The organism is Vibrio sp. V04_P4A5T148, assembly GCF_963875605.1.
In the GTDB taxonomy this organism is placed as follows: domain Bacteria; phylum Pseudomonadota; class Gammaproteobacteria; order Enterobacterales; family Vibrionaceae; genus Vibrio; species Vibrio anguillarum.
The window spans coordinates 1-25527 of sequence record NZ_CAWNMS010000061.1 but is presented as its reverse complement, the minus strand read 5'-3'; the positions used below and the strand labels follow the sequence as shown (position 1 = coordinate 25527).

Annotated in this window: 26 protein-coding genes; 5 read left to right on the top strand and 21 right to left on the bottom strand. The window is 46.1% G+C overall.

What is annotated here, in order from left to right; translation table 11 throughout:
- Nucleotides 1–200: 200 nt before the first annotated feature.
- Genes AACT18_RS13230 through AACT18_RS13220 form a run of 3 tightly spaced genes read right to left on the bottom strand, consistent with a single transcriptional unit; the run spans nt 201 to nt 4393 of the window.
- The gene (locus AACT18_RS13230; protein ID WP_094125464.1) at nt 201–1733 is read right to left on the bottom strand and encodes a DHA2 family efflux MFS transporter permease subunit; all 1533 of its coding nucleotides are present in this window, start codon (nt 1731–1733) and stop codon (nt 201–203) included.
- A 9-nt stretch (nt 1734–1742) separates the two neighbouring features.
- Nucleotides 1743–2927 (bottom strand): HlyD family secretion protein, encoded by a 1185-nt coding sequence (locus tag AACT18_RS13225; protein ID WP_094125463.1) that lies wholly within the window; start codon nt 2925–2927, stop codon nt 1743–1745.
- Between the two features lie 17 nt (nt 2928–2944).
- Entirely contained in the window at nt 2945–4393 is a 1449-nt protein-coding gene (locus AACT18_RS13220; RefSeq protein WP_141138064.1) for an efflux transporter outer membrane subunit, read from the bottom strand.
- A 109-nt stretch (nt 4394–4502) separates the two neighbouring features.
- Here AACT18_RS13220 and AACT18_RS13215 point away from each other — a divergent pair, with 109 nt between their 5' ends.
- Nucleotides 4503–5105 carry a TetR/AcrR family transcriptional regulator gene (locus tag AACT18_RS13215; protein ID WP_088732689.1) on the top strand — a complete coding sequence of 201 codons (603 nt, stop codon included), beginning with the start codon at nt 4503–4505 and terminating at the stop codon, nt 5103–5105.
- Nucleotides 5106–5227: 122 nt separating this feature from the next.
- Here the strand turns inward: AACT18_RS13215 and AACT18_RS13210 are convergent, their stop codons facing one another.
- Nucleotides 5228–6142: a GlxA family transcriptional regulator gene (locus AACT18_RS13210; protein ID WP_094125461.1), complete on the bottom strand. Its 915-nt coding sequence runs from the start codon at nt 6140–6142 to the stop codon at nt 5228–5230.
- 116 nt (nt 6143–6258) lie between these two features.
- On the opposite strand from AACT18_RS13210, the gene AACT18_RS13205 reads away from it, so the two are divergent.
- Entirely contained in the window at nt 6259–6777 is a 519-nt protein-coding gene (locus tag AACT18_RS13205) for a cysteine hydrolase family protein (RefSeq protein ID WP_094125460.1), read from the top strand.
- Between the two features lie 233 nt (nt 6778–7010).
- The gene (locus AACT18_RS13200) at nt 7011–7394 is read left to right on the top strand and encodes a DMT family protein (RefSeq protein ID WP_047687919.1); all 384 of its coding nucleotides are present in this window, start codon (nt 7011–7013) and stop codon (nt 7392–7394) included.
- 102 nt (nt 7395–7496) lie between these two features.
- Here AACT18_RS13200 and AACT18_RS13195 read toward each other — a convergent pair whose 3' ends face one another.
- From AACT18_RS13195 to AACT18_RS13115, 17 genes are all read right to left on the bottom strand, one after another.
- Entirely contained in the window at nt 7497–8726 is a 1230-nt protein-coding gene (locus AACT18_RS13195) for a beta-ketoacyl-ACP synthase (RefSeq protein WP_094125459.1), read from the bottom strand.
- On the bottom strand, nt 8723–9448 hold the full coding sequence (locus AACT18_RS13190; RefSeq protein ID WP_017045136.1) for a 3-ketoacyl-ACP reductase FabG2: 726 nt from the start codon (nt 9446–9448) through the stop codon (nt 8723–8725). Before AACT18_RS13190 ends, AACT18_RS13195 begins: the two co-directional genes overlap by 4 nt.
- Nucleotides 9445–9909 (bottom strand): hotdog family protein, encoded by a 465-nt coding sequence (locus AACT18_RS13185; protein WP_013856475.1) that lies wholly within the window; start codon nt 9907–9909, stop codon nt 9445–9447. The genes AACT18_RS13190 and AACT18_RS13185 overlap by 4 nt, the downstream gene beginning before the upstream one ends.
- Nucleotides 9887–11122, bottom strand: coding sequence for a beta-ketoacyl-[acyl-carrier-protein] synthase family protein (locus AACT18_RS13180; RefSeq protein ID WP_094125458.1), 1236 nt, complete (start codon nt 11120–11122; stop codon nt 9887–9889). The genes AACT18_RS13185 and AACT18_RS13180 overlap by 23 nt, the downstream gene beginning before the upstream one ends.
- Nucleotides 11123–11131: 9 nt before the next feature.
- Complete coding sequence (locus AACT18_RS13175) at nt 11132–11752, bottom strand: DUF3261 domain-containing protein (protein WP_094125457.1); 621 nt, start codon at nt 11750–11752, stop codon at nt 11132–11134.
- Nucleotides 11749–14097: an MMPL family transporter gene (locus AACT18_RS13170; RefSeq protein WP_094125456.1), complete on the bottom strand. Its 2349-nt coding sequence runs from the start codon at nt 14095–14097 to the stop codon at nt 11749–11751. The genes AACT18_RS13175 and AACT18_RS13170 overlap by 4 nt, the downstream gene beginning before the upstream one ends.
- Nucleotides 14069–14680: a LolA family protein gene (locus AACT18_RS13165; RefSeq protein ID WP_017048106.1), complete on the bottom strand. Its 612-nt coding sequence runs from the start codon at nt 14678–14680 to the stop codon at nt 14069–14071. The genes AACT18_RS13170 and AACT18_RS13165 overlap by 29 nt, the downstream gene beginning before the upstream one ends.
- The gene (locus AACT18_RS13160) at nt 14677–15117 is read right to left on the bottom strand and encodes an acyl-CoA thioesterase (RefSeq protein ID WP_017050416.1); all 441 of its coding nucleotides are present in this window, start codon (nt 15115–15117) and stop codon (nt 14677–14679) included. The genes AACT18_RS13165 and AACT18_RS13160 overlap by 4 nt, the downstream gene beginning before the upstream one ends.
- A gap of 8 nt (nt 15118–15125) precedes the next feature.
- Nucleotides 15126–16670: an HAL/PAL/TAL family ammonia-lyase gene (locus tag AACT18_RS13155; protein ID WP_094125455.1), complete on the bottom strand. Its 1545-nt coding sequence runs from the start codon at nt 16668–16670 to the stop codon at nt 15126–15128.
- The gene (locus AACT18_RS13150; protein WP_094125454.1) at nt 16651–18381 is read right to left on the bottom strand and encodes a glycosyltransferase family 2 protein; all 1731 of its coding nucleotides are present in this window, start codon (nt 18379–18381) and stop codon (nt 16651–16653) included. Before AACT18_RS13150 ends, AACT18_RS13155 begins: the two co-directional genes overlap by 20 nt.
- Nucleotides 18365–18733: an ApeI family dehydratase gene (locus tag AACT18_RS13145; RefSeq protein ID WP_094125453.1), complete on the bottom strand. Its 369-nt coding sequence runs from the start codon at nt 18731–18733 to the stop codon at nt 18365–18367. Before AACT18_RS13145 ends, AACT18_RS13150 begins: the two co-directional genes overlap by 17 nt.
- Before the next feature lie 22 nt (nt 18734–18755).
- On the bottom strand, nt 18756–20141 hold the full coding sequence (locus AACT18_RS13140; RefSeq protein ID WP_094125452.1) for an AMP-binding protein: 1386 nt from the start codon (nt 20139–20141) through the stop codon (nt 18756–18758).
- Nucleotides 20142–20148: 7 nt separating this feature from the next.
- Nucleotides 20149–20706: a hypothetical protein gene (locus AACT18_RS13135; protein WP_017045147.1), complete on the bottom strand. Its 558-nt coding sequence runs from the start codon at nt 20704–20706 to the stop codon at nt 20149–20151.
- Nucleotides 20706–20963: an acyl carrier protein gene (locus tag AACT18_RS13130; RefSeq protein ID WP_013856486.1), complete on the bottom strand. Its 258-nt coding sequence runs from the start codon at nt 20961–20963 to the stop codon at nt 20706–20708. Before AACT18_RS13130 ends, AACT18_RS13135 begins: the two co-directional genes overlap by 1 nt.
- Nucleotides 20964–20978: 15 nt before the next feature.
- Nucleotides 20979–21239, bottom strand: coding sequence for a phosphopantetheine-binding protein (locus AACT18_RS13125; RefSeq protein WP_019282451.1), 261 nt, complete (start codon nt 21237–21239; stop codon nt 20979–20981).
- Between the two features lie 192 nt (nt 21240–21431).
- Nucleotides 21432–22205: a lysophospholipid acyltransferase family protein gene (locus AACT18_RS13120; protein ID WP_029189783.1), complete on the bottom strand. Its 774-nt coding sequence runs from the start codon at nt 22203–22205 to the stop codon at nt 21432–21434.
- Nucleotides 22199–22936, bottom strand: coding sequence for a beta-ketoacyl synthase chain length factor (locus AACT18_RS13115; protein WP_064625603.1), 738 nt, complete (start codon nt 22934–22936; stop codon nt 22199–22201). Before AACT18_RS13115 ends, AACT18_RS13120 begins: the two co-directional genes overlap by 7 nt.
- 115 nt (nt 22937–23051) lie before the next feature.
- Between AACT18_RS13115 and AACT18_RS13110 the strand changes: the two genes are divergently transcribed.
- Nucleotides 23052–24158, top strand: a complete 1107-nt coding sequence (locus AACT18_RS13110) for a class I SAM-dependent methyltransferase (protein ID WP_013856490.1) — start codon at nt 23052–23054, stop codon at nt 24156–24158.
- A gap of 23 nt (nt 24159–24181) precedes the next feature.
- Nucleotides 24182–25426 carry an NAD(P)/FAD-dependent oxidoreductase gene (locus AACT18_RS13105; protein ID WP_013856491.1) on the top strand — a complete coding sequence of 415 codons (1245 nt, stop codon included), beginning with the start codon at nt 24182–24184 and terminating at the stop codon, nt 25424–25426.
- Nucleotides 25427–25527: the final 101 nt, after the last annotated feature.

Here is a 25527-nt window from a genome sequence, read left to right as displayed (position 1 = left end):
AAACGGTGGAGTAAGTTTTTGTGTCCACCGGTTTTAATCTGGTGTTTTTTTGTTTGTGGTGATTGAACAAAGGTGAAAATATCTTAGATTCCGCTTAAAGCAGATAAGTATTTTTGCTTTATCTACAGAGAAAGAGAAAATCTTTTATGACGTAAAAAAGCCCGATAAGAAGCAGTGTACTTATCGGGCGGAGGTACCAATCAGTGTACCGAAGAGGTGTCAACCGCGTGTTTGGGTTTGGGAGCCAGCCAAATAAAGCAAGCCGCAAGGATAAAAATGGTCGCAATCGTCATAAAGAGCTGGTTAGTTGCCACCATTACACTTTGCTTTTGTACGATCCAATCAATCGCATTACGTACTTGATCTAAGCTCATTCCACTGGATTGCATGGCTTGGGTTGCCACACCATGTTGATCGGTGAGCCCCGACAATTCCGAGTGGACATAGCGGGTATCTCGCTCCCAAGCGGTATTGATCATCGAAGTGGCAAATGCACCGGATAATGTTCGAATGAAGTTCATTAAACCTGCCGCCGATTCTATCTCATTCTCTTTGACACTCCCTAAGGCAATGGCGGTGAGCGGTACAAAGAACAAGGGCATACCAATCCCTTGGAAGAAAATGGGCCAACTGACTTGGCTAAACGTCATATCCAAGTTGGCGTAACTTCGAATGAAGGTCCATAAACCCAACCACAACACGCCACAAAAGACAAACGGACGAGGGTCGTATTTACTCGACAAGTTGGCGATCAATGGCGCAAGAAAGACCGCTAATATTCCCATCACGGCTGTTGCATAGCCCGACATTGTGGCGGTGTAACCCATGTAAATTTGTAACCACAAAGGTGTGATAACCGAGATGGAAAAGAACGCGCCAAAGGCTAATGAGAGTGTGACCATACTGGTGCTATAGCCTCGATGGCGGAACACCTTCAGCGCGACAATTGGATTACGTTCTGTCAACTCCCAAATGAGGAAAGAGACAAAACCAATCGCAGCCACAACCGCTAAACTCACGATGCGTGTTGATTCAAACCAATCATGATCCTTACCTTCATCGAGCATGATTTGCAGCGCACCAACCCAAATAACCAAGAGGATTATGCCAATAACATCAACGGGTGTTTTACTGGTTTTAGTTTCAAATTTACGCAAAATGCGCCAGCAAACGATCCCAGCAATAATGGCAAACGGCACTTTGCAAAAAAAGATGTAAGGCCAACTGAGTTGGTCACATAGCACTCCTCCCAATATTGGGCCCATGATCGGAGCCACTAAGGTGGTCATACTCCAAATACCAATGGCTACATGACCTTTGTTTTTCGGGAAGATACGCATCATCAGTGTTTGCGACAGAGGCATCAACGGCCCGCCAGCCAAACCGAGAAAGACCCGAAACATCACTAAGGTTGACATGTTGGTGGCAAATCCGCACAGCAGTGAAAAAACGCCGAATAGGATAAAGCAGGTAACAAACACTCTGATTGCGCCAAAACGAGAGGCTAACCAACCCGTTAAAGGCACCGAAATCGCTTCTGCTACCGCATAAGAGGTAATGACATACGTTCCTTGGCTGGTGGAAGTGCCAAGGCTACCCGCAATACTTGAAACCGAAACGTTCGCAATAGTGGTGTCTAAGATGGCTAAAAAATTAGCCATCGCAAGGCACAAGGTTCCAAAAAAGAGGGCACTACCAGTCAGTGGCTTGATGCCTTCGGATGCTTGAGTCATCTTGACACCTTAACCTTGATCGCCGCGAATATCGTAGCGAGCACGAGTGAGGTAACTCACGTCTTCTTGTGACAAAGTATCGATAGTCACTGTCATTGAGAGGCCAACTTGCAGTGGGTGGTCATGCAGATCGCGAGGATCTAACTCGATACGAACGGGGAGGCGTTGCACGACTTTTATCCAGTTGCCAGTGGCATTTTGAGCTGGGATCATCGAAAATGCAGAGCCCGTACCACCAGAAATTCCCGTAACTAAACCGTGATAGCGCACATCATCACCATGCAGATCTGATGTCACAGTGACGGTTTGGCCAATCTGCAAATCACGCAGTTCACCTTCTTTGAAATTGGCATCAACATGGATCTGGTCGATAGGAACAATGGTGAGCAGTGGAGCGCCAACGGGCACTTTTCTACCCACTTGAACTTGACGCTTTGCCACAACACCAGCAATGGGCGCATGGATGACGGTACGGGCTAAATCGACTTGTGCTTGCTGATAACGCGCGTTAGCGAGTAGAACTTCGGGGTTGGTTTCCACCGATGTGCCTTGGATCAACGCCGCGTTGGCTTTTTGGTTACCAATGGTCGAAAGCCGAGTCGCTACCGATTGATTCGCCGCGGCCTTCGCTGCATTTAAATTGGCTTGGGCTTGAGTAAAAGACGTTTGGGCGTTCGAGAGTTCTTCACCAGACACTGAGCCTGATTTTACTAGGTCTTGACGGCGAGATAAGTCCAATTTAGCACGTTCAAAATTAGCTTGTGCTACGGCTAATTGGGCTTTAGTCCGGTTTTCATCGGCCATGCGCGCTCGCACTAGGGCATTCAAACCTTCATCATTGGCAATGTAACTTTCGACTCGGCGTTTTGCCAAAGCCAGATCTGCCTCTGCTTGTATCAGCGCTAAACGTGCGTCGGTGTCGTCAAGCGTTACTAGCACATCCCCTGCATTTACCCATTGGGTGTCCACTACGTCAACTCGGGTCACAATCCCGCTGACGGCTGGTGTCACTTCTGCAATTTCTACTGAGGCATAAGCATTGTCGGTAGTGACATAGCGTGAGGCAATGAAATACCAATAAGCAGTGCAACCAAGGGCTGCGATAAGGATAACAATGGCTAAGGCGGCAAAACCTGTAATTCGATTACGGCGCGCTTGATGCGCGTGATCAGATGGTGCGTGTGTCGTGTTCATGAATAGACCTATGGAAATTAAAGTGGGGTAGAGTGGTAACCACCACCCAAAGCATGGATAAGTGCGACATCTAAACTAAAAGAGCGTGATTCCAAATTGACCAAGGCTTGTTGGCTGTTGATCAATGCATTTTCGGCTGTCAGGACATCAAGGTAAGTTGATAAGCCGCCACTGTAGCGATGGCGAGAGGTTTGGTAAGCCACGCTGGCGGCATCAACCGCTTCTTGCATTTTAGCGATACGTGCACTGAGTTTTTGGTTGCTGGTGATGGCGTTGGCGACTTCTTGCAGTGCTTGGATCAGTGTGGCGTTGTACAAGGCGACGGCTTCTTCATAGTGTGATTCTGCAACGGTCAATTGGCCTTCAAGGCGTCCACCCGAAAACAGAGGAAGATAAATCGCGGCACCAACATTGCCGGCATCATTGCCACTGTTGAATAAGCTGTTTAACCCAAATGATTGGTAGCCGATAAACGCAGACAATTTGATGTCGGGATAAAATTGTGCTTTGGCATAGTCGATGCGATTCGCCGCCGCCTGAGCATGCCAACGTGCGATGGAAATATCAGCGCGGTGGCCGAGTAATCCTAGCGCTAAGTCATCGGGAATACCGATCGCGGTTGAGAATACCAAAGCAGGTCTTGATAGTGACCATCCACGGTCCGGCCCATTGCCAAGTAACGCCGCAATCGCGTTTTTTTGTAGCGCAATTGCTTCTTGAATACTCAGTAGATCGGCTTCGACTAAAGCGGCGGTTGAACGTGCTTGGCTGACGGCCACTTGTGTTTCAAGACCATTATCATAACGTTTTGTCAGTAGATCTAACGTGTGATGTTTGATGTCTAGTGCTGCAGCTGCGGTGTCTTGATTGGCGTATAAACGCGCAAGCTCAATGTAGTGATTAACCACGGAAGTGGAGAGAATCAGCGCTGCGGCTCTTTGCTGTGCTTGAGCGGCCGCATAATCGAACTGAGCGGATTCAATGAGCGCCTTATTTTTGCCCCAAAAATCAAAATCGTAAGAAAAATCTAAGCCGACAGAACCATAATCATTCCAATTTTCGGGGGGCATATACGCTTGGTAGGCGTAGCTGACTTTGCTTTCAGACGCAGAAGCGGCCATACCCACATTGGGTTTATTCAACGCGCCCGCTTGCTGCGCCATACCTTGCGCATATTTCAAGCGTGCTTGCGCTACTTGCATATCAGGTGAACTGCGCAAGGCTTCATTTACTAATGCATTGAGTTGTACGTCGTCATAGCGTTGCCACCAGTGATCGCTTGGCCAATCAATCGCTTTTAGCTCATTTAGCGCCTGTGCATATTGAAAGTGTGTTGCTAAATCTTGAGAAGGATCAGCAAGATAAGAGGGAGCAGAACAGGCTGAGAGTAAAACGACATTAAGTATCGAGAACACTCGCAGATGAATAGGCCGCCCTCCAAGGGTGAAGTGTGCACGGCGATGAATTTTCAATGTATTTTCCTTATAACTAAACTGTACAGTACAGTTATATACTTGACAAGGTTTCGCTGTCAAGGGAAAATCAAAAGCTACAAATTAGGAAGTAGTGGTAGTTATGCGAGTTAAAAGCGAAGAACGTCGACAGGCTATTATCGATGTGGCAAGAGAAGAATTTATAAAGCAAGGATTTACCCGAACCTCTATGTCTGGTATAGCGAAGACCGTCGGTGGTTCAAAAGCGACGCTGTATAACTATTTCAGCTCTAAAGAGGAAATTTTCCTTGCCGTAATGGAATCCACCGCTGCCGAGTTGCGAGCGACCGCGTTCCAAACCCTATCGACAAATAAACCACTCAAAGAGACATTGGGCACATTTGGTTACCACTATCTCAAGTCAATTTTGTCGGCTGATCTCACCGCAATTCGCAAAATGGCCCTTTCAGAAGCAGAACATTCAGATGTTGGCCGTTATTTTTATCACAATGGCCCACGTAAAGGATGGCTAGAAGTGAGTCACTTTCTGCGCTCTTACATCGAACAAGGGAAATTGCGTGAATGTGATGAGTGGATAGCGGCAAGACAGCTGAAAGTGTTGCTTGAAGCTGAGTTGTTAGAGCCGTATGAACTTGGCGTTATTGCAGCACCAAGCAAAAATGAAATTGAAGCTGTTGTTACAAGGGCTGTTGACACTTTCGCGTTGATTTACGCTAATTGCTGATTAGGATCATCGAGTTCCTCCACCTTTTAGATAGGGAGGTGGCATTGTGTGCATTGATAGCGTGGAGAATATGATTATTGGGGCTGATAAATTATTTTTGGGAATTTTTGATTCAGACAAAATCAAGAAAATCGTTTTCTAAACTCTCGCGGTGTTAATCCCACAATATTAATGAAGGCCTTTCGACACGCGCTGATATCCTCGTAACCAACCTGATTTCCTATCCACTCAAATGAATGTTGTGTGCTTTCCAAGTAGTTACACGCACTCTGTATTCTAAGACGCTGCAAATACTGATTAGGGTTATAACCTGTAGCCTTTAAAAATCTTCGTTGCATCGTACGTTCGGTAAGGTTTGCTTGCTTTGCTAACTGCTTTATAGACAACGATTCAGCATAACTCTGATGCATTATTTGTTGGACCGAAACAATCGCCATATCACCATGATAGAACGAAGGATTGAATTGTTGGTAGTAACTCTGCGCTCTCTGTGCAGTGTCGATAACCAGCGTTTTACCAAGTTGACGCACAACTCTTGGAGATGCATATTTGGCGATCAACTCAAACCCTAGATCTAGCCACGACATCATCCCGCCAGCCGTTACTATATCACCTTGATTAATCAATATCTTATTGCTATTAAGCGTAATACTAGGAAACATTTTGGCAAATGTTTCTGCTAACGCCCAATGGGTAGTTACCTCTCTTGTATCAATTAAATCTGTTGCAGCGAGAATGAATACTCCTGCACAAGCAGATGATAGAACAGCACCTTTTGAATAATGCTCTTTAAGCCAATTGGCAAATGCCCCCTCAGGGGCTAAGTAGTAATCACCTCTTGAAGCTGGCGGCAACACAATAACATTTAAGCTCTCTGTTATCAGATCAGTATGCGGAATCAATACTGGTTCAAATAAAACCTCAATGTCTTGTTGATTGCAAATTTTGTTTGCAAGCAAAAACATCTCTTCAAGACCGTAAACAGCTGACTTCAATACTGAAGGATACTCGCAAATTCCAATGGTTATTTTTATCATGCCTATCTCTGAGTTTGTCGTTTTTAACCTCTTTTATGTCATTTTAACCTCTAAAAATAATGCAGCAAGTTACTCATAATTTTTCTGAGCCAAAACTTAAAAAACAGGATTTGAAAATGGGTAAAAAAGCATTGCTTGTAATTGATATACAAAACGACTATTTCCCTGACGGAAAATTTCCTTTGTGGAATACAGATAAGACCCTGAGCAACATTAAACAGCTCATTGCTAAAGCCAACGCACAGCATGTTCCTGTATTCCTTATTCAACATATATCTTCTGCACCTCAAGGAATGGCACCTTTCTTTGAAGAAGGAAGTGACGGTATGAGAATTCACTCTGAAATAATGTCAATATGCCCTGATGCTGAAATTATCTATAAACAGCACGCTGATGGTTTTCATCAAACTAATCTAGAAAAATCACTAGAAAAGCTCGATGTTGATGAGTTGCTGATCTGTGGAATGATGACTCAGAATTGCGTTACGCATACGGCAATATCAAAGAAAGCGGAAAAATATAAAGTCTCCATTATTGGAGATTGTTGTACGGCTACAGATAGAATGATTCATAACATAGCGTTAAATGCGGTATCAATTCGAGTACCTTTATTGGCTTTTTCTGAAGTGTTATAGAAATAGTCATAAGAAAATGTATCGAGAATTCACTGGTATAATCTACCCGTAAGCTTCCTCCCTAAAAACTTTGAAACACAAGCCAATTCAGTCAACGGTTATCTTGGCTGCATTAGCCATATATGTATGGGTAAGCGGCACGGATAAAGAATATTGACGAAGGGAAACGTTGAGCGCAGACTCCGCTCGTTTGTGAGTCCAGTTCGTGTTTGATTATTTTGGAGTTTGTCTTAATGTTCACCCTTCCTCCCGTCGTGATGACTATTGGGCTTTTGTTGATCAGCAACGTATTTATGACCTTTGCTTGGTACGCTCACTTAAAAGATCTCAGCCACAAACCGTGGATTATTGCAGCGTTGGTCAGTTGGGGAATTGCCCTGTTTGAATATCTCTTCCAAGTACCCGCTAACCGGATTGGCTATACGGTATTAAACCTTGGCCAATTGAAAATATTGCAAGAAGTGATCACCTTATCGGTATTTGTGCCTTTTGCATTGATCTACATGAAAGAGCCTTTCAGGCTTGATTTTGTGTGGGCAGGGCTCTGTTTGCTCGGCGCGGTGTTTTTTATTTTCAGACCGCAAATCCTTGAAGTGCTTGCGAAAGGTATTGGCTGATTGCTGGCAAGTATTTGGCAGGCGACCAATATTTAAGAGGCAAATGCCGGATAAATAAACTCGTAAAAAAAGCCGTTGTGTGGGCAACGGCTTTTTATGGGATTATTCGCTGAATTTCTTAAAAATAATCGAGGTGTTGATGCCACCAAAAGCAAAGTTATTGCTCATTAGGTATTGCACATCCAGCTCACGCCCTGTGCCTGTAATGTAATCAAGATCGCCACATTGCGGGTCGATGTTATCTAGATTAAGGGTTGGATTAAACCAACCGCTGCGCATCATTTCTAAACCTAACCAAGCTTCAACCGCGCCACATGCGCCCAATGTGTGACCAAAATAACTTTTCAACGAGCTGATCGGCACTTTACCCAACGCGTTTGCGGTGGCGTGACTTTCGGCTATATCACCCCGGTCGGTCGCCGTGCCGTGAGCCGAAACATAGTCAATTTTATCTGCACTTAACTTGGCATCACGCAGCGCCATCTCCATGCAGATTTGCATGGTGTCCATTTGTGGTTGAGTGACATGGGCGGCATCGCAGTTGCTGGCAAAACCGATGATTTCTGCGTGAATGACGGCACCGCGTGCTATGGCGTGTTCATACTCTTCAAGCACTAAAGTTCCTGCGCCTTCACCAATTACTAAACCATCACGCTGAGTATCATACGGGCGTGGGGTGGTTTTGGGCTGGTCGTTTTTGAGGCTAGTGGCAAATAAGGTATCAAATACGGCCGATTCGGTAGGGCAGAGCTCTTCACCACCGCCCGCCACCATTACGGTTTGGTAGCCGTGTTTGATCGCTTCGTACGCGTAACCGATGGCTTGGCTACCAGACGTGCAGGCGCTACTGGTTGGGATGACGCGGCCTTTGAGCCCGAAAAATAGGCCTACGTTCACCGCGGCAGTGTGAGGCATCATCTGCACATAAGTGGTGGCGGTAATGGCCCGAGTGGTTTTTTCGTTGAGCATGACACCAAACGCACCGATGGCATCGGTACTGCCTGTTGATGAACCATAAGCGATACCGGTTTGGCCGTTCGTCAGCACTTCATGACCAATTAAGCCCGCTTGCAGCAGCGCATTTTCGGTGGCAACGGTCGCCAGTTGTGAAACGCGGCCCATACCTCGGACTTGTTTACGTTTGTAGTGGCTAGGCAGTGTAAAGCCCATTATTGGCGCGGCGAGTTTAGTGTTTAAACCCTCATACTGCTCATAGGAAGGCATATATTGAGTGGCATTTTCACAAGCTCTGAGTTTTGGCTCAATACTGGCCCAGTCATTACCAAAAGCAGTCACGCCGGACATGCCTGTAACGACAACGCGGCGGGTCATACTAAGCCTCCATTAACCGAGATAACTTGGCGAGTAACATAAGCGGCAATATCAGACATTAAATAGCTCACAAGGCCTGCGACTTCTTCGGGTTCACCCATGCGGCGTAAAGGAACTTGTGGCAGTGCGTGCTCTTTGACGTGCTCATCCACCATGCCTGTATCGATTAAACCCGGAGCAACGCAGTTGACGGTGATTTTGCGCTTAGCCAGTTCAAGCGCGAGCGATTTGGTCGCGCCAATCACGCCAGCTTTGGCGGCGCTGTAATTGGTTTGGCCCCGGTTGCCTGTGATGCCCGACACCGATGCTAAAGTCACAATGCGCCCACCTTGGCGTTTTTGCACCATTGGCATCACACAAGGGTGGAGGACGTTATAAAAGCTGTCTAAATTGGTGTGAATTACACCATCCCATTCTTGTTCTGTCATGGCAGGAAACGCTGTGTCACGAGTAATGCCCGCGTTATTGACCACGCCGTAATAAGCGCCATGTAGAGCAATATCGGCTTCTAATACTTCGCGACACTGAGCTCGGTTGCTGATGTCAAATTGAATCAGTCGGCCTGAACCACCGTTTTGCTCGATGGTCGCTAGTGTTTGCAGGGCACCTTGCTGGTCGCCCATGTAATGGACGGCAATGGCAAAACCATCTTTGGCGAGCGCAATCGCAATCGCTTTGCCTATGCCTTTACTCGCACCAGTCACTAATACGTGTCGGGTCATGCTTGACTCCTCATTTTCATTTCTTCTAATTTTTGTTCTGATGGCACATACACATTTAATTGGCATTCGGCCAAAAGCTGGTGTTGGTGCTCGATTCTTGTCTTAAACACAGCCATGCCATTGTCTTGCATTAGCTGTTCAGCGTAGATATCGAGCGTTTGCCCTTTCAGGAATGCATCGCACAGCGCTCGATAACGGCGACTGCCGAGCAGAAAGCCAATCGGCGGTTGAATGCCTTGGACAAGTGAGTGATACCCAGACCACGCGGCAATGGCTTGTGCCATAAACTCGATACCGACATAGGCCGGTATGCTTTGTGTCGCCGGGTCAAAAAACAGGTGGTGCGATTCAATATCCACTTGGCAGTGGATAGATTCGCTCTGTACCTCAAGCGCGCGGTCAATCAAAATCATCGGCGCTTGATGAGGCAGCAGTTGATCAATTGCAGGAAGCTTTGTCATTAACGTAACCAAAAATGAGGCTAATATTGTTGCCACCAAAAGCAAAGGAGTTGCTTAAAATGGCCTTGTTTTCTAAATATTGAGTGGTTTCCACTAGCGTAATATCGATGTCTGGCGCTTTGTTAGCACAGCGCTGAATGGGCAAAGGCAATTGGTATTGCAGTATATGCCAAGCAATGGCGGCTTCGGTTGCACTGGCCGCGCCGAGCGTGTGTCCAGTGAGTGGTTTGGTTGAACTCACCGCAACGTGCTGGCCAAAAACGCGGAAAATCGCTTTACTTTCCATGCTGTCATTGAGCGGTGTTGCGGTGCCGTGAGCGTTGATATAGCCGATATCACTGGCGGTTAATTTGGCATCTTGCAGCGCGTTACGCATCGCCTGTTCTGCACCGTTTCCATCTGGGTGGGGCGCAGAAATATGGTAAGCATCGGAGCTGTCGCCTGCACCCAATAGCGCAATAGTATGAGTGTGTTGCTGAGACGGCGTTTTACCCAACAGCATAAAAGCGGCAGATTCACCAATGTTGATGCCATCGCGCTGTGCATCAAACGGTTTACATAAACGTTGAGACAGCGCCTCTAAACCGTTAAAACCATTGAGTGTTAAGCGGCACAAAGTATCGGCACCACCGACAATCACCGCATCAACTAGCCCTGTATTAAGCATTCTTTTTGCGGTGATAAAGACGCGGCCACTGGACGAACAGGCGGTCGAAATGGCGTAGCAGGGGCCGCTTATTGAAAAATAGCGCGCGATAAAATCACTGCAATTGCCTAATTCCTGTTTGTAGTAGTGGTAGTCGCTTGGGAATTCGCCCTGCTCTAACTTGTGGGTGAGTGCGATTTCGCCATCAGCAATGCCGGACGTGCTCGTGCCAACCACCACTGCAATGCGATCTGCGCCATAGGTGGCAATCGCGTGGCGGACGCTCGGTTCGATCTGTTGCAGTGCAGAAAGAGCAAGTTGGTTGTTACGCGTATTGAACGCACTTAGATGCGCTGGGATTTCTGGTAGTGGCTCACTCACTCGGCCTACAATGGTTGGGGTGCCAGTATTGAGTGACGTGCGGTCAACCACCATGTTATCGCAATAGCCCTGAGCTAAACTTTGGTGAATGTGCGACGAGTCACTCCCCATCGCGCAGTGAAAACCGCAGTCTTGGACATAAATAGGTGAGCGAGAATCAATAGGAGAAGTCGTGGATGAGTTCATGATAGCTATCTACGGTTGTGTGGGCGGCAAAGGGTGCTGGGCACTGAGTGTTTTAATCGTAATGGTGTAATTCAATAATTGATTGTGGAAGCGAATATCGCCCTTCATCGCGAAGGGATGTTGATAATCAATAACAATCACTGTTTCACCCAGTTCATTGATGAGTGTTCGTCTATTCTCATCATCAATGATTTGCCACTTTACCTTATTTAACGGGGCTTCCCAAGTATTTCGCGGCCAGAGCGTGATCATCAGGTTAAAGAGTATCTGTTCGGGCTTCGGCAAGGTGTTTTCCAAGCCATTGAGTACACTGGTCTCAATAGTATCTTGCTGATAATTGAGCGATAAAATCCTCGTTCCCCAAGATGAAAACCCTGCCAGCACAATCTTGTCATCGGTGACCTGCAACTGGACCGGAAGCTGTTGATTATGCTGGCCGTTATCATCTTGCCAATGGGCGCTGATCAACTGACTTGCCGTGACTTGGTACCCAAGTTGCGCAGGTTTGGGCAGAGTAACGAATGTGTTGGGGCTAATTTCTACCTGCGTGGAGGCTTGGTTTGGCACTAAAGAGCAGCCAGACAACACCAGTAACAGCAAGGGCAGCGCACGGCGTATTCTCATCATCATAGTTTTTCCTCATGCGCTTTCATGGCGGCAGGTTGTGATTTGATCGCCATTGGTGAAAGCAACCAAGCCACGAAAATGCCGCTCAGTACCGTCAAACCAAAACTGTGGATGGCGTGAGTTTGGCTAAGAGCAAGCAGACCAAACGAGAGCAAAGTCGTTAGTGCCGAAAGGGTTATGGCAAGCAAGGTACTGTGACTGCGGGCTTGTTCGGCAAAAAAGAGCGTGTAATCAATACCGATACCTATCACTAATACCAGCGCTAATAGATTGAATAAATTGAGCGTAGAGCCTGTTGCGACGGTGACGGCTAACCCAGCGATGCAAGCAATCAGCGAAGGTAACATAATGCGAATGCTGTGTTTCACGCCGTAGCGCCAAATAGTGAGAGCGCTGATCAAGGTAAGAGCCAGCGCAATTAACTCCATCACTTTAAGGCGATACTGTCCAAACAGGGTTGAGATCTCTTCGGTTTTATTCAAATAGGCGTAGTCGCTGTTTTGCGCCGCAAACTGCTTAATTACGGCTGCTTGGTGAACCTCTTTCAACAGCACTACCGCCGCCACTTTTTGCTCAACTTCACCTAAATAAAGAAAGCGCAGCGGCTGGGAAACATCATGGGCTAAATAATGCGCCAGTGTCATGGGCAAAAATGACGCTTCCAGTTTAGGAGTTGAAGATAGTTTCAGCGTGTGAGCCAGTGCTGCGCCTTGGTTTGCGTACAGTGCTTCAACCAGTGCGTAGTTTTCTTGCTGACGCTTAAGCGAGCTGATGTTTTGGCTTAAACTTTGGTAGCCAGAAAGTACGCCTTGTTGTTGCCATTGTGAAAATTGCGTATCTAATTTTTCTAACTGCTGTATTAATGCTTCATCATCGTTGGCACTGACGACCAACATTTGCTGTGATGATTGAATACCAGTCAAGGCGCTGATTTGCAGCTCTTGCTGTTTCAAGTCGCTAGGCATGGCTTGTAATTGTCGAATGTCATCGTTGTAGTGCACTTGCGTCAGAGCAAGACTGCTGATGATCAATAACGCCGTGGGTAGGCCCCATTTAACCCATGGCTTTTGCCAAAGCGCAAACCATAAGGACCAATAAGTGATGCCGGGAAGCGTTCTCGATGAACTTGGTTTTTTGGCCAAAATCGGATACCAAGCCACGACCGTCGCGTAAGCGGCAACGAGCCCTAAGGCGGAAAATAGCGCTAACTGTTGTAAGCCGGGGAAAGGGGCGACCAGTAGACCGAGATAGCCAATTAAACTGGTGATTAACCCTAAGGTAATGGCGGTCAGAATATGCTTTAGTCCTTGCACGCTGTCCCAGTGTTCATTTGCGGCAAGACGATCGGTCAGGTAGTGAAAGGCGTAGTCGATTGAAACGCCAATCAGGCTGGCCCCAAACACTAAGCTAAACAGATGGATCTGACCAAAAAACGCGGTGGTGATCACCATGGCAACCACTAATCCAACGGATACCGAGAGCAGTGCCAACAGTAAAGGCATGGCACTGCGAAAAACCAGCATCACCAACAGCACAATGCCGAGTAATGAGAAAAGGCCAATGGTGCTGATTTCTGACTTGGCACTTTGAGTACCAAAATCGGCGTAAAATAAAACACCAGTGTGATAAATGTCCGCACTAAATTGTTGCTTGATGCGTTGTTGCCATTGAGCAATATCGGGCACCACTTGTTGTGCTTTGAAACTGTATGGTGAGTCGTTGAGCTGCGCGGTGATCAGCACGTATTTTTGGCCTTGATACTCGCGGGTTAAGTATCCATCTTGCAAACGAAAATGAGACGATAGCTGGCTAAGTTGCGCTAAGTAGTCGCGAAATAGCAGAAAAGGGTCGTGACTGAGCTCTTGCCCTGTTACCCCAGAAAAAGGGTTATATAGGGCTTGCACTACCGTTTGCACTTGTTGTTCGGGATGTTGACTGAGCTGATTGCGTTGCTCGCTGGTGAGCAGTTGTGCTCGATGTTGAAAGTAGTAACTGGCCCAAGCGCTCTGTTGAGTGGCATCGATTTTCCCAACCACATCCTTGAAATAGCCACTCTGCTTGAGCTCGCTTTCTAGCGCTGTAACGGATTTGAGCCGGTCAGCCTCATTGGGCGCAGTGACAATAAAGACCACCTTATCGCTCATACTGGTAGTGACTTTTTCAAACGCTTGCTCGGCGAGCACACTTTGCTGATTGACCGGCAGTAGCTTAAGGATATCCGTCTCGATCGGTGAAGCCGCCGAAAAGACCCACTGCTTGAGTAGTAAGCCAAGACAAAGGGTCACAAAAGCCAACCAGAACAATGCCAGCCGGTTCGATTTAGAAGTTAAACTGTGCTTGCTCAGCATGGGTTAAACGCTCTGGCTGGTGGTTTTGGTTAGTAAACTGAATCTCGGTTTTGTCGCCTCGTACTTCTTGCAGGATCAAACCATCAATGTCATCTCGCCCCGTTAATGTTATCGAGGTAAACACCGAGCTCAGTGGCGCATTTCTCGGCGTTAAATTTAACTGCCACTGGCCATCTTCGCTGTGCAGCGTCATCGTAAATTGTTCATTCAATTGCTGCGTGTCACCATGAAATACCGACAAAAAGAGATGGCTGAAATAAAACGCCATTGGGTTCTCTTTTTCGGTAATCACCTGTGGTGGTTGGTTAGCAAAAGTTTGGCGAAGCTTGTCTTGAGTTAGCACCAAATTAACTGGAAATGGTGAGTTTTGTTGCCAAAGTAAGCCATTTTGTTTATCGAGCAAGAATTTCCCGGCTGACGACAGTGGTTGTTCGAACATCTCAATATGGCGGAGTTGAGTAAACTCTCCGCGTACGATCTGGTGTTTCGCCAACTGCGCTTGCAGTGAGGCGAGGTCGGTCACCTGTGCCCAGAGTAGGGGCGAAAATAGGGCTAAAGTTAGCCATAGAAAACGGCGCATCATAATTTCCCGTAGGTATGCCAGTGCTGCACTTTGTCGGTAAATAGCGTTGGGGAAGCGAAACACATCTCTTGGGTGTCGATGCGAACCGCTACTTGAGTGGTGTGTGCTTTACACATTCGTTGCCCGGTCTGGCTATCAAAAATCATGTAGTCAACACGCAAGCGATTTTCCCATTCTGTCAAGGTCGCTTTGACACGAATCGTATGGTTGAACGGGATCGCTTTCACGTACTTCACGTGGGTATCAATCACCGGCCATAGGTAGCCCGACTGAGTCATCGCGTGATAGCTGTAATCAATTTTTTCCATCAGCACGCGGCGTGCTTCTTCAAAAAAACGAAAATAATTGCCGTGGTAGATAACGCCCATTGGGTCGGCATCTTGAAACGAGGTGACTAAAGTCACCTCACTTTCCAATGGATGAAGTACATCGCTCATCGCGCTTCCTAGTAAAGTGTCCAGTGGCGTTGTTGAATGCGGCTAATAAAGTGGCGCAAATCATGTTCTAGCGGACGATCTTCCACCACAAAATCAAACTCTTGTAACACGGCTAAGCGCATCTGCTTGATATTGTGACTCATGTGTTGCTCATCCAGCTCATGATGACGTTTGCGCAATTCTATTGCTTGGGTCGCGGCTAACAGCGAGGCGGCCGCCACTTGTTCTGTCAGTTCAAGCACACGTAGACAATCACGCGCGGCAATGGTTCCCATGCTGACTTTGTCTTGGTTGTGACACTCAGTCGAACGTGAAAAAACGCTGGCAGGCATGGTATGTTTCAAGGCTTCGGCCGTCCACGCTGAAATGCCAATCTGCACGGCTTTAAAGCCGTGGTTGATCGGTTTTCTTTCGCCTTCTGCGCCAGTTAAGTTAAACGGCAAACCGTTGTTGAATTTGTAATCCATCAATTGCGCCATTTGGCGATCGAGCAAATCGGCTAGGTTAGCAACCTGTGTTTTTAAGGTATCCATTGCCATGGCAATGTGGCCGCCGTAAAAATGACCGCCGTGCAGTACGCGTTCATTATCGCCATCGATGATGGGGTTGTCGTTGGCACTGTTGAGCTCATTTTCAATCAGTTGACGTAGCCACGGCAGTGCATCTTGTACGGTGCCAATCACATGGGGTGCGCAGCGCAATGAATAGCGATCTTGCAGGCGATCACTGTTGCGAGGTGGGCGCTCTGCTTGTAAGTCATCGCGTAGCCATGCTGCGATTTGTTGCTGACCAGGATGCGGCTTGACGGCAAATAGTGCGGCATCAAAATGGAAGTCGTTACCCTGAATACCGACAGACACCATGGCGGTAATTTTGGTGCAGAGTTGAGTTAAATACTCGGCGCGTTTATAGGCTAAACAGGCCAAAGCAGTCATGACTGATGTGCCGTTCATCAGCGCTAATCCCTCTTTTGGTTTTAGCTTGATCGGGCGAATACCCAGTTCGTGAAACACATCTTGAGTTGGGCGCATCTCACCTTTATAAAGCACGTCGCGCTCACCAATCAGTGTGGCCGCGAGGTAGGAGAGTGGCGTTAAATCGCCGCTTGCCCCGACCGAACCTTCTTGTGGAATACGAGGGGCGATATCGTGGTTGATCAAGGTGATGATTTGGTTAAGCAGTTCATGGCTCACACCAGAGACACCTTGCGCTAGTGAACACAAGCGTGTTGCTAATACTGCGCGAGATTGCTGATGGCTTAATACCTCGCCTAAGCCACAGCCGTGAAAGCGAGTCAAATGCAGTGGTAATTGGTCTACTAGATTCGGTGGAATGGCAACGGTGCATGAATCACCATAGCCGGTGGTTACGCCGTAAATCACGCCTTCTTCTTTTAAAAGTCGTTCTAGAAAAGCGACGCCGCGATCAATTTTAGCGGTGAATTCCGCTGAAGAATTGAGGTTGGCCTGCGCGCCTTGCGAAATCGCGACAACATCTTCAATGGTGAGGCGATCGACGCCAAAAGTTATGCGGTTATCTGTCTGAATCATCATGCTGCTGTTTACTTAGAGTCCAAAAGTTGAAAAAGTTATACCACTGCAGTGGAGCTTGCAGTGTGTAATGTTCCAGCCGATCAGCGTAGCGTTGTACTACCTGCGCTAGCGCCACTTGTCGCTCTTTTCTCGGTAAATCTATGTTGTCGCTAAAGTGCTCGAAATAGACGTTAAAATGTGGAGTTTTAGAACGTTCGTCTCTTAAGCCAAACAAAAGGTAGACGGGAGCTTTCAACACCGAGGCCAACATAAAAGGGCCTTGTGGAAACGGCGCGGGTTGGCCTAAAAAATCGGCCCATACGGCTCGGGTCTCTTTGCTGGTGGACGTTCTATCTCCGACGATCACCACCCATTCTCCCTGCTCTATTTTCTGTTGAAGCAAAATAGCAGTATCGGGGCCCAAACGGCTCACTTGAATGAGGTTCAGTTCTGAGTTGGGATTGATCGCTTTCATTACCGCATTGAAGCGTTCGGCGTGCTCGGTGAAGACTAACGCATTGATCTTAATATGAGAATGCCGACGTCCCAGAGCGCGGCACAGTTCAATATTTCCAAGGTGAGATCCTAAAAGAAGCACACCTTGTTTTCGTTCTGCTAAAGTTTGGAACGATTCTTGACCATGAATGGTCAAATTTTTTACCGAAAAATCGCCTTTCCATGCCGCCAATTTATCCAGCATAGTGTGGCCAAAAGAGAGCAGATGGTTATAGCTAGAGAGATGATTTGGCAGCGTGATTTGGCGACGGTTTGCGTAGCTTTGTAAGTGCTGTAAATACTGTTCAGAGGCTTGGCGAGCTTGTTTTCCGGTAAGGTAGTAATAGCTCATTACAAGTTTCAGCATCAGGTTAAAAATCGGTCGCCCGAGTAGGCTATATACCGCCAGTAACGCTTTAATACCCAGAACCGTTCCTCGTTCTTGACGCTTTGACCAGTGCTGGTTTGGCTCTGCGCCACTTTTGTTGTGCCTGCTTTGGTTGCGTTTCAGCAGTTGAGGAATACGCGGTAACATGCCAAAAAATAGTTTGCTGTGCATCCAACTGATTTTGACGTTATCCCATAGTGCATCGAAATGAGAGACGCCTCCTTCAGGATAAATGACGCGAGTTTCCACAAAATCGATATCGACCCCGTGCCAATACATGCGAACTAAGATTTCGATGTCGAAATCCATGCGCGTGCCGATCTTATGGTTATTGAGCACCTCAACGGTGAGGTCTACAGGATACGCGCGAAAACCACACATACTGTCTTTGATCGTAAAGGATAGCGTTTCAATCCAAACCCAAATATGCGTTGCGTAACGGCCATATAAACGCGCTTTGGGTACGCTGTCATCGTAAATCGGCTGACCAGAAATTAGGTGGTTTGGATGTTGCTTTGACGCGGCCAGTAATTTAGGCAGCGCTTGTAAATCATGTTGGCCATCGGCATCAATTTGGATGACGTGGCTAAACCCCAACTGCTGCGCTTGGCGAATGCCAGCCATTACCGCGCCACCTTTTCCTTGGTTTTGTTCTAGGGTAATTAGGTGAACATGTGTTTGCTGAGCGACGTTGCTCAACGTCTGTTTTGTTTGCTGATTACTGCCATCATCAACCAGTAAAATGGGAAGTTCAAATGCGCTGAGTGATGAGACCACTTCTGCTACTGTGCTGCCGTGGTTGTAGCATGGAATTAAAAAACAAGCTTGATAATCAGCCACAGATTTCACCCAACTTCATTTTTCCTGATGAGTGAATGATGTTTAAACCCTCACGCTGTGAACTATAACTAAACGCGAGTTTCTGTTTTTCCTCATCCCAACCTAATGCCAGTTGAACGGTCATGTCTGGCAAGATAGGTTCTTGGAATTTGATCACTTCCATACCTTGAAAGCTTGTGGGTACAGATAAGTATTCTCGTGCATAGCGCAGTGCCCAATCGATTTGGGTAACGCCTGGCAGCAATGGAAAATGTGCAAAGTGTCCTGAAAAATCAATAATGTCGGCGTCAACGCGCAGCGTCAAATTCACTGTGTGAGGCTGAGTGTCAGCACATAATAATGTGGGTGTTCTTTTGGCCATAATCTATTGGGCTTCGTTATTTTTATGGTTGGAATAGTGTTTCTAGTTCAGCAACAAGGCGCTTACCTTGGCTATTGAGTGGGATCTCTTTTACCACTCTAAAGCGTCGAGGTACAGCAATAGGTTCTAACCATTGACGCAGTTCAGAACGCAGCAACAGCCAGAACTTCCCCTTTCCAAGTTGAGCTAATTTTTCAGTGCCGCAGGCTGACAGTACAATCGCTGAGATTAAGATCAAACGTTCACCGTCTTGCTGTGGTAACACGGCTGTTTCACTGATCCACGGCAGTTGTTCAATACGCTGTTCCACTTCAACCAGTGAGATCCGTTTTTCTTCGATTTTGATGATGCGATCGGTGCGACCTTTCAAGGTAAAGTGCCGTTGGTCGGAAAACTCACATTCATCGGCTGTTTGATACCAATGATTCGGATCAATGTGTGCAGAGCGCAAGGCTAAGCAGTTCTCGCTGTTAAGTCTTGCTTCAACAGTAGGAAAAAGCTGCCATTGCTGTGTTGCACTGTGCTGTTGCCGAAAAGCGATGCCGCCAGTTTCCGTACTGCCATACACTTCGATAGGTCGTTGCCCAAACAGGTTTTTTGCGTGACAAGAAGCAGAGTAGGGAAGTGGGCCACCGGAAGAAAACAGTGTGCGCAGTGGGCTTGGCTGGTGCTCTTGTGATAAGCGTTTCAATAGCGCAGGACTACTGATCAGCACAGTGTCCGGATGCGCATGTGCGGTCACTTGTTCTGGAAATTCCAAGTTATGGCGGGCAAATGCTCGCCCTGCACACAGTGGCCATAACACACGAAATAGCAGCCCATAAATATGTTGATGAGAAACCGTACTTTCCACTTTTGCACCAATGAGCTGTTCGCCCCAAAGCTGCTCTAAAATGGCAATTTCAGCTCCAAGCTGCCGCAGTGTTTTGATGATAGCCTTAGGCTGACCGCTGGAGCCTGACGTAAACAGCGTCACGGTTTGTGTCTCTAATGAAAGTGGTGCAAAACAAACGGCTTCATCGCGCATGTCGTTGGGTAGCGCTAAATGGTTAAGAGAGAGAGTTGGCGTAGAATTGGGTATTGTTATTGCCTCATCACACAGCAACAACTCAAAGTGTTGGCTCAGTTCTGCCAGTGCCGCAGGTTGATAATTACCGGGCAGAATTAATGATTTTTGCGTGTAACAGACGGCGAAAAAACCGACGGAGAACCGATAGCTATCGCCAGCACACAGTGCAATATGATGTTCATTTCGCGACGCTAATTGCCGGCTTAGTTGGCTGACATCGGCGACAAAGTTTGCCCAGTTAATGGTGTTATTGAGGTCAAAAGCAACACAATGCGAATCGTTTCTTGGTGAGGAGAGTAACGTTGCAAGCGAGCAAAAATCGGGGTTGCCGAAAGTCATAGCGTACCTAGCCTTTGCGAATCCTTTGTCTTACTAGCCATTCCGTTACAAAGAGGCTGCCAGCAAGGAGATAACTGATCAATCCGTTATACAACGTCCAGATCTCGATAGATTGGAAGCAGGTATAAAGTGCGATGGCTCCATTCATGATGAAGTAGAGGCACCACACTTTAGTGACCGTGCGTGTGTACTCAATGCCACTTTGAGGAAGTTCAGGCTCTTGCAGCCTCGCCAGCCGTTCAATCACTGTTTGCGGTTGCGTTAGGCTCAAGGCAAAAAGAGCCAAAAGACATACATTAACCACAACAGGGTAAAACAGTAGCCAACCATGCTGCTGAAAGAGCATCCCCAAAGTCACCAAAGTGATACCAACGAACCCACTAAGCCAAGCCAGTTGCTTCAGTTCTTGAAGCTTGGCTTGCCAACCAGAAAGAATTCTTAAAGCAAAAATAGCGGCTAAGAAGCCCCCTATAGCTTGCAGACCAAACTGATTAATCCCGAAGTAGACCGCGAGTGGGTAGGTAAGCAGGACGATTGCAGACAAAATCGTCAGCAATCGCCGCATTAGCTTTCCTTAACAAGTTCAATAACCGATTCCACCACATCATTGACGGTGCGAACGGTTTTAAACTCTTCAGGCTTGATTTTTTTGCCAGTCACTTTTTGTAAGTGAACGACAAGATCTACAGCATCAATACTGTCGAGATCGAGATCTTGATAAAGGTGAGCGTCTGGTTGAATATCGGCTTCATCAATTTCAAATAGTTCAACGAGAGCTTCTTTAACTTGATCAAATACTTGTTGTTGGTTTACTTCTGTCATAACGCTATCTATTTATTAGTGGCTAGTTTGAGATGAAATATAATTTGCTAAGTTTGCCACTGATGCAAAGTGTTGGCGAGTATTGGAGTCATCAGCGTCAATGACGATATTATACTTCTTTTTAATGGCCAAACCGAGCTCTAAAGCATCGATAGAATCTAAACCTAACCCATCGCCAAAAAGTGGTGCGTCAGTTTCGATATCGTTAACTGAGATATCTTCAAGATTTAGTGCGTCGATAATGAGCTGTTTTATTTCTGTGTGTAGTATTTCCACTTCAACCTACTTATATAATGTTCTAGCCGTTTTGAACAAAACCTTGATATATACTTCCCCACTTAAAGTTGCAGCGGTGTTGGCTACGTTCGCTCACCCCAATCATATCGTTATCTATACGGATGGGGGACTTACTCACTTTCCGCTTCGCTGCAACTGACGTTATTTGGGTTGATAACTTCAATAGTTTTGTCATTTCTGGTTATTGTTTTGGGGGAAAATCACCTCTGCAAGGTGGCGATTTAAACGTCGTGCTGCAGTGGTGGGGTTATCAGCACCTTCAATAAAAGGTGTGACGACAACTTTACCCTTTATCTCCACATGGAAAAAGGGTTTGGTTTTAGGAACTTGGTACCACTTTTGCTCTTTTGTGAGAAAACTCGGAGAAACGGTAATATGTACGATGCGTAAGTCTCTTTGAGTTCGGATTGCGATTTGCGCCGCACCGCGCTGCAATTTGGGTTTAACACCGGGTGTGGTTCGCGTGCCTTCAGGGAAAATCAATAATACGTTTCCGCGGCTCATGCGTTCCTCGCACACATTTAACAAATCATCAGGTGTTTCATTGGGGATATAACCTGCGGCTTGAACAATCCGTTTCATAAAAGGATTGGCCCAGATAGCTGATTTAACCAAGCAATCGCACTGATGAAGTTGTGATGCAATGAGAACATAATCAATTAAGCTTGGATGATTGGCGATAATAAGGCAGCTTTTATCCTGTTTTAATAGTTCTGCGTTGGTTATTTTATAGTCGATGGCACCTGTTAATTTCATCAACTTACAAAATATATTGAATGAGTTTTGGATTGATTTTTGAACTTTATATTCTCGACGATCTGTTTGCGATGAAAATAATGCAATCAGTGGGATAATAATAAAACTCAGCGTTAATCCGCCTAAACCAAATATAAAAAAACAAAAACCTGTAGCAGCAATACGCCAGTAGCGGTTGAACTCTAACATTTTCGTTGCCATTTCCAAGCGCTTTGCGAGCCTTCAATGATCCATTCAGATTTTTCTGACAAATAGTGGTGAAGAAACGACAATGCTTGAGGCTGTTGTGGCTTGGTATCAGACATCTGCATAGAGAGCGTAAAATCTGAACCGTGAGACAGGGTTAACCCTAAGGCATAGCCTTGAAACTGCCACTCTTCGTATTGTTGGTAGTCGCTAGGTAATGGCTCATCAAAATCAACCAACAGCACTTTGTGACTAGGGTGCTCATTTAGATAGAGCCAAGCTTCTAATATGGCACTTTGAAATGTGTTTTGTGCTGCTGCAATCGAGGTTAACGGGATCGGTTGTTTTGAAGCGATGGTTGCTAGGCCTGCCGCTGTATTATGAACAGATTGTGAAAACGCCATTGGTGAGGCTTCTTCGCCAATCAATATCGACTTCACGATTTCAACGCTACGATGAAGCTCGCCATGACGACATGAAAATACCATGTAATCAATATGTTGTGATTCTATAGCAGTCAGTGCAGTCTGCACGGCTAATTTGCTCAAACTACTCATTCTGCGGCGCATCATAGGAGGAATATGGTCTGTGTTGAGCGTATTATCGTCAGGCCAAATCTCTTCTCTTGCCCAATTTTGCCAATCAGAAGGGTGAGATAAGCCTGCAGAATTTGCAACCCAAGTATCAATATTTAACGTGATTATTTGCTGTTGATTTGACATAAGATATTGCATTGTTTTTGATAGGGTTAAATACTATGGCACAAGATTATTCTTCGCAACTATAAACGTTTGTATCCTTGACTTAAATATTGATTTTTAAGAATTGAGTCGAACTTAGATTAAGTGTTTGGATATTGTTCACAAATTAAAGTTAGGTTTTAATGTGTTAAATCAAAAAATAGATCCTTATAACGCTTTAGAGGCAAAAACCGAAGCTCAAAAATTATCTTTTGCCCCCATCGTTTTTCATACGGCGCGCACATTACGTGACTTAGGCATACTGGCTGCATTAGATAATGCTGGCGAAAAAGGTTTAAATGCGGAACAAATTGCTCAAGAAACGAGCGTGTCAGAGTATGGCGTTAAAGTATTGCTCGATATGGCCATCAGTGCCCACATTGTTTTATGGGATAAACCGAATTATTCGTTGGCTAATCTAGGCATTTTTTTGCTGCATGATGGGATGACGCAAGCCAATATGGATTTCACGGCAGACGTTTGTTATGCCGCCATGATGCACTTAACCGAATCGATCACCGAAGGCAAGCCTGCTGGTCTGAAAGAACTCGGCGATTGGGATACCATCTACCAAGGTTTATCGCGTTTGCCCCAGCAAGCTAAAGACAGTTGGTTCAAATTCGATCACTTCTATTCCGATCGTTCTTTTCCTATTTTGCTGAAAGAAGTGTTTCGTAAAAAACCGAAACATTTGGTCGATATTGGTGGCAATACGGGTAAATGGGCACTGCAATGTTGTCACTATGATTCAGACGTTGAAGTGACGATTGTGGATCTGCCACAACAGTTGGAAATGGCGATGGCTAACGCGCAGCAACAAGGTTTTACGCAGCGTATTCATCCTTTTCCAGCCAACATGCTCGATAAAGAACAACCGTTACCAAAAAATGCGGACGTGTGGTGGATGAGCCAGTTTTTAGACTGTTTTTCGCCAATGGAAATTTTGAGTATTTTAAAACGCGTTCGCGCCAATCTTTCTGCATATTCGACGGTTTATATTTTGGAACTGTTCTGGGATTCACAGAAGTACGATGCGGCTTCTTATAGCCTCAATGCCACCTCTTTGTATTTTACCTGCCTTGCAAATGGTAATAGTCGCTTCTATCGCAGCGAAGATTTCTTAGAAATCGTTCAAGCAGCAGGATTACAGGTGATCAAACGAACCGACAATATTGGCCTTGGCCACACCTTGTTAGAGCTAAAAGCCCAAGCTTAATTAAAATCGATGCGAGTCAATTCATGAATAAAGAGATAACTCAAGTTGTTATCATTGGTGCGGGCCCTTCGGGTTCGACTGCCGCGGCATTACTCCATGCACAAAACATACGCGTGTTGGTTATTGAAAAAGCACTTTTCCCACGCTTTTCTATTGGCGAAAGCTTATTACCTGCTTGTATGGAAGTGATAGAAGCGGCGGGAATGTTGCCTGATGTTATGCGTGCGGGTTTTCAATATAAAAATGGTGCAGCCTTTCGAAAAAATGGTGTATACGCTCAGTTTGATTTTACCGACAAATATTCGAATGGGCCGGGAACCACTTTTCAGGTACAGCGCAGTCAATTTGATAAAGTATTAGCGGATTCTGCTGTTAAGCAAGGGGTTGAAATTCGTTATCAACATCAACTGACGAATATCGAATTTGAAGAGAATAAATCACAATTATTGGTGACGGATCAACACGGTATAACGTATCAAATTGAAGCCGACTTCGTGCTGGATGCCAGTGGCTTTGGCCGAGTATTGCCTAAGTTACTCGATTTGGAAGAGCCATCGTGTTTACCTCCGAGAAAAGCCATCTTTACCCATATCATTGATCATATCTCCCCTGAACAACCAGACTACGACCGAAACAAGATACTGATCTCCGTCCATCCGCGTAATCCTGACGTATGGTACTGGCTCATTCCTTTTTCTAACGGCACATGTTCATTAGGTGTTGTCGGTGAACCGTCGTTTTTTGACGGCTATCCAAGTGATAAAATTGCGGCGATCCAGCAATTGGTGAATGAAATGCCTGAGCTGGCGGAACTGCTTTCGAAGTCCGAATACCCTAATCCTGCTGGTGAGCTAGGCGGCTATTCTGCAAATGTTAAGCAGTTGGCCACGGTAAATTATGCGTTATTAGGCAATGCTGGTGAATTTTTAGACCCGGTGTTTTCATCAGGTGTAACGATAGCCATGAAATCGGCTCAGTTAGCGGTGTCTTGTGTTGTACGCCAACTAAAAAAAGAAAGTGTAGATTGGCAGCAAGAGTATTCTCAGCCATTAATGGTCGGAGTGGATACGTTCCGCACTTATGTGGAAGGTTGGTACAACGGCATGTTACAAGAGGTGATTTTTTACCAAACGCCCAACTCAAGAATAAAGCAGATGATTTGCTCTATTCTTGCAGGATATGCTTGGGATAGTAGTAATCCTTATGTCGCTGAGCATCAACGACGCTTATCAAGTTTAGCTGAAATTATTCGTACTTCATCTCATTAATAATATCCGCACCGAAATTATGTTTTGGTGCGGATATGCATCTCACATTTTAATTTTATGGGTTTATTCTCTTGTAAGATTATTCCTACACCGCATTAACG

Excerpts from the sequence above, each read along its gene's own strand:
- AACT18_RS13230 (WP_094125464.1), bottom strand. The coding sequence starts at position 1,733 with ATGACTCAAGCATCCGAAGGCATCAAGCCACTGACTGGTAGTGCCCTC.
- AACT18_RS13225 (WP_094125463.1), bottom strand. The coding sequence starts at position 2,927 with ATGAACACGACACACGCACCATCTGATCACGCGCATCAAGCGCGCCGT.
- AACT18_RS13215 (WP_088732689.1), top strand. The coding sequence starts at position 4,503 with ATGCGAGTTAAAAGCGAAGAACGTCGACAGGCTATTATCGATGTGGCA.
- AACT18_RS13210 (WP_094125461.1), bottom strand. The coding sequence starts at position 6,142 with ATGATAAAAATAACCATTGGAATTTGCGAGTATCCTTCAGTATTGAAG.
- AACT18_RS13205 (WP_094125460.1), top strand. The coding sequence starts at position 6,259 with ATGGGTAAAAAAGCATTGCTTGTAATTGATATACAAAACGACTATTTC.
- AACT18_RS13200 (WP_047687919.1), top strand. The coding sequence starts at position 7,011 with ATGTTCACCCTTCCTCCCGTCGTGATGACTATTGGGCTTTTGTTGATC.
- AACT18_RS13195 (WP_094125459.1), bottom strand. The coding sequence starts at position 8,726 with ATGACCCGCCGCGTTGTCGTTACAGGCATGTCCGGCGTGACTGCTTTT.
- AACT18_RS13190 (WP_017045136.1), bottom strand. The coding sequence starts at position 9,448 with ATGACCCGACACGTATTAGTGACTGGTGCGAGTAAAGGCATAGGCAAA.
- AACT18_RS13185 (WP_013856475.1), bottom strand. The coding sequence starts at position 9,909 with ATGACAAAGCTTCCTGCAATTGATCAACTGCTGCCTCATCAAGCGCCG.
- AACT18_RS13180 (WP_094125458.1), bottom strand. The coding sequence starts at position 11,122 with ATGAACTCATCCACGACTTCTCCTATTGATTCTCGCTCACCTATTTAT.
- AACT18_RS13175 (WP_094125457.1), bottom strand. The coding sequence starts at position 11,752 with ATGATGATGAGAATACGCCGTGCGCTGCCCTTGCTGTTACTGGTGTTG.
- AACT18_RS13170 (WP_094125456.1), bottom strand. The coding sequence starts at position 14,097 with ATGCTGAGCAAGCACAGTTTAACTTCTAAATCGAACCGGCTGGCATTG.
- AACT18_RS13165 (WP_017048106.1), bottom strand. The coding sequence starts at position 14,680 with ATGATGCGCCGTTTTCTATGGCTAACTTTAGCCCTATTTTCGCCCCTA.
- AACT18_RS13160 (WP_017050416.1), bottom strand. The coding sequence starts at position 15,117 with ATGAGCGATGTACTTCATCCATTGGAAAGTGAGGTGACTTTAGTCACC.
- AACT18_RS13155 (WP_094125455.1), bottom strand. The coding sequence starts at position 16,670 with ATGATGATTCAGACAGATAACCGCATAACTTTTGGCGTCGATCGCCTC.
- AACT18_RS13145 (WP_094125453.1), bottom strand. The coding sequence starts at position 18,733 with ATGGCCAAAAGAACACCCACATTATTATGTGCTGACACTCAGCCTCAC.
- AACT18_RS13140 (WP_094125452.1), bottom strand. The coding sequence starts at position 20,141 with ATGACTTTCGGCAACCCCGATTTTTGCTCGCTTGCAACGTTACTCTCC.
- AACT18_RS13135 (WP_017045147.1), bottom strand. The coding sequence starts at position 20,706 with ATGCGGCGATTGCTGACGATTTTGTCTGCAATCGTCCTGCTTACCTAC.
- AACT18_RS13130 (WP_013856486.1), bottom strand. The coding sequence starts at position 20,963 with ATGACAGAAGTAAACCAACAACAAGTATTTGATCAAGTTAAAGAAGCT.
- AACT18_RS13120 (WP_029189783.1), bottom strand. The coding sequence starts at position 22,205 with ATGTTAGAGTTCAACCGCTACTGGCGTATTGCTGCTACAGGTTTTTGT.
- AACT18_RS13115 (WP_064625603.1), bottom strand. The coding sequence starts at position 22,936 with ATGCAATATCTTATGTCAAATCAACAGCAAATAATCACGTTAAATATT.
- AACT18_RS13105 (WP_013856491.1), top strand. The coding sequence starts at position 24,182 with ATGAATAAAGAGATAACTCAAGTTGTTATCATTGGTGCGGGCCCTTCG.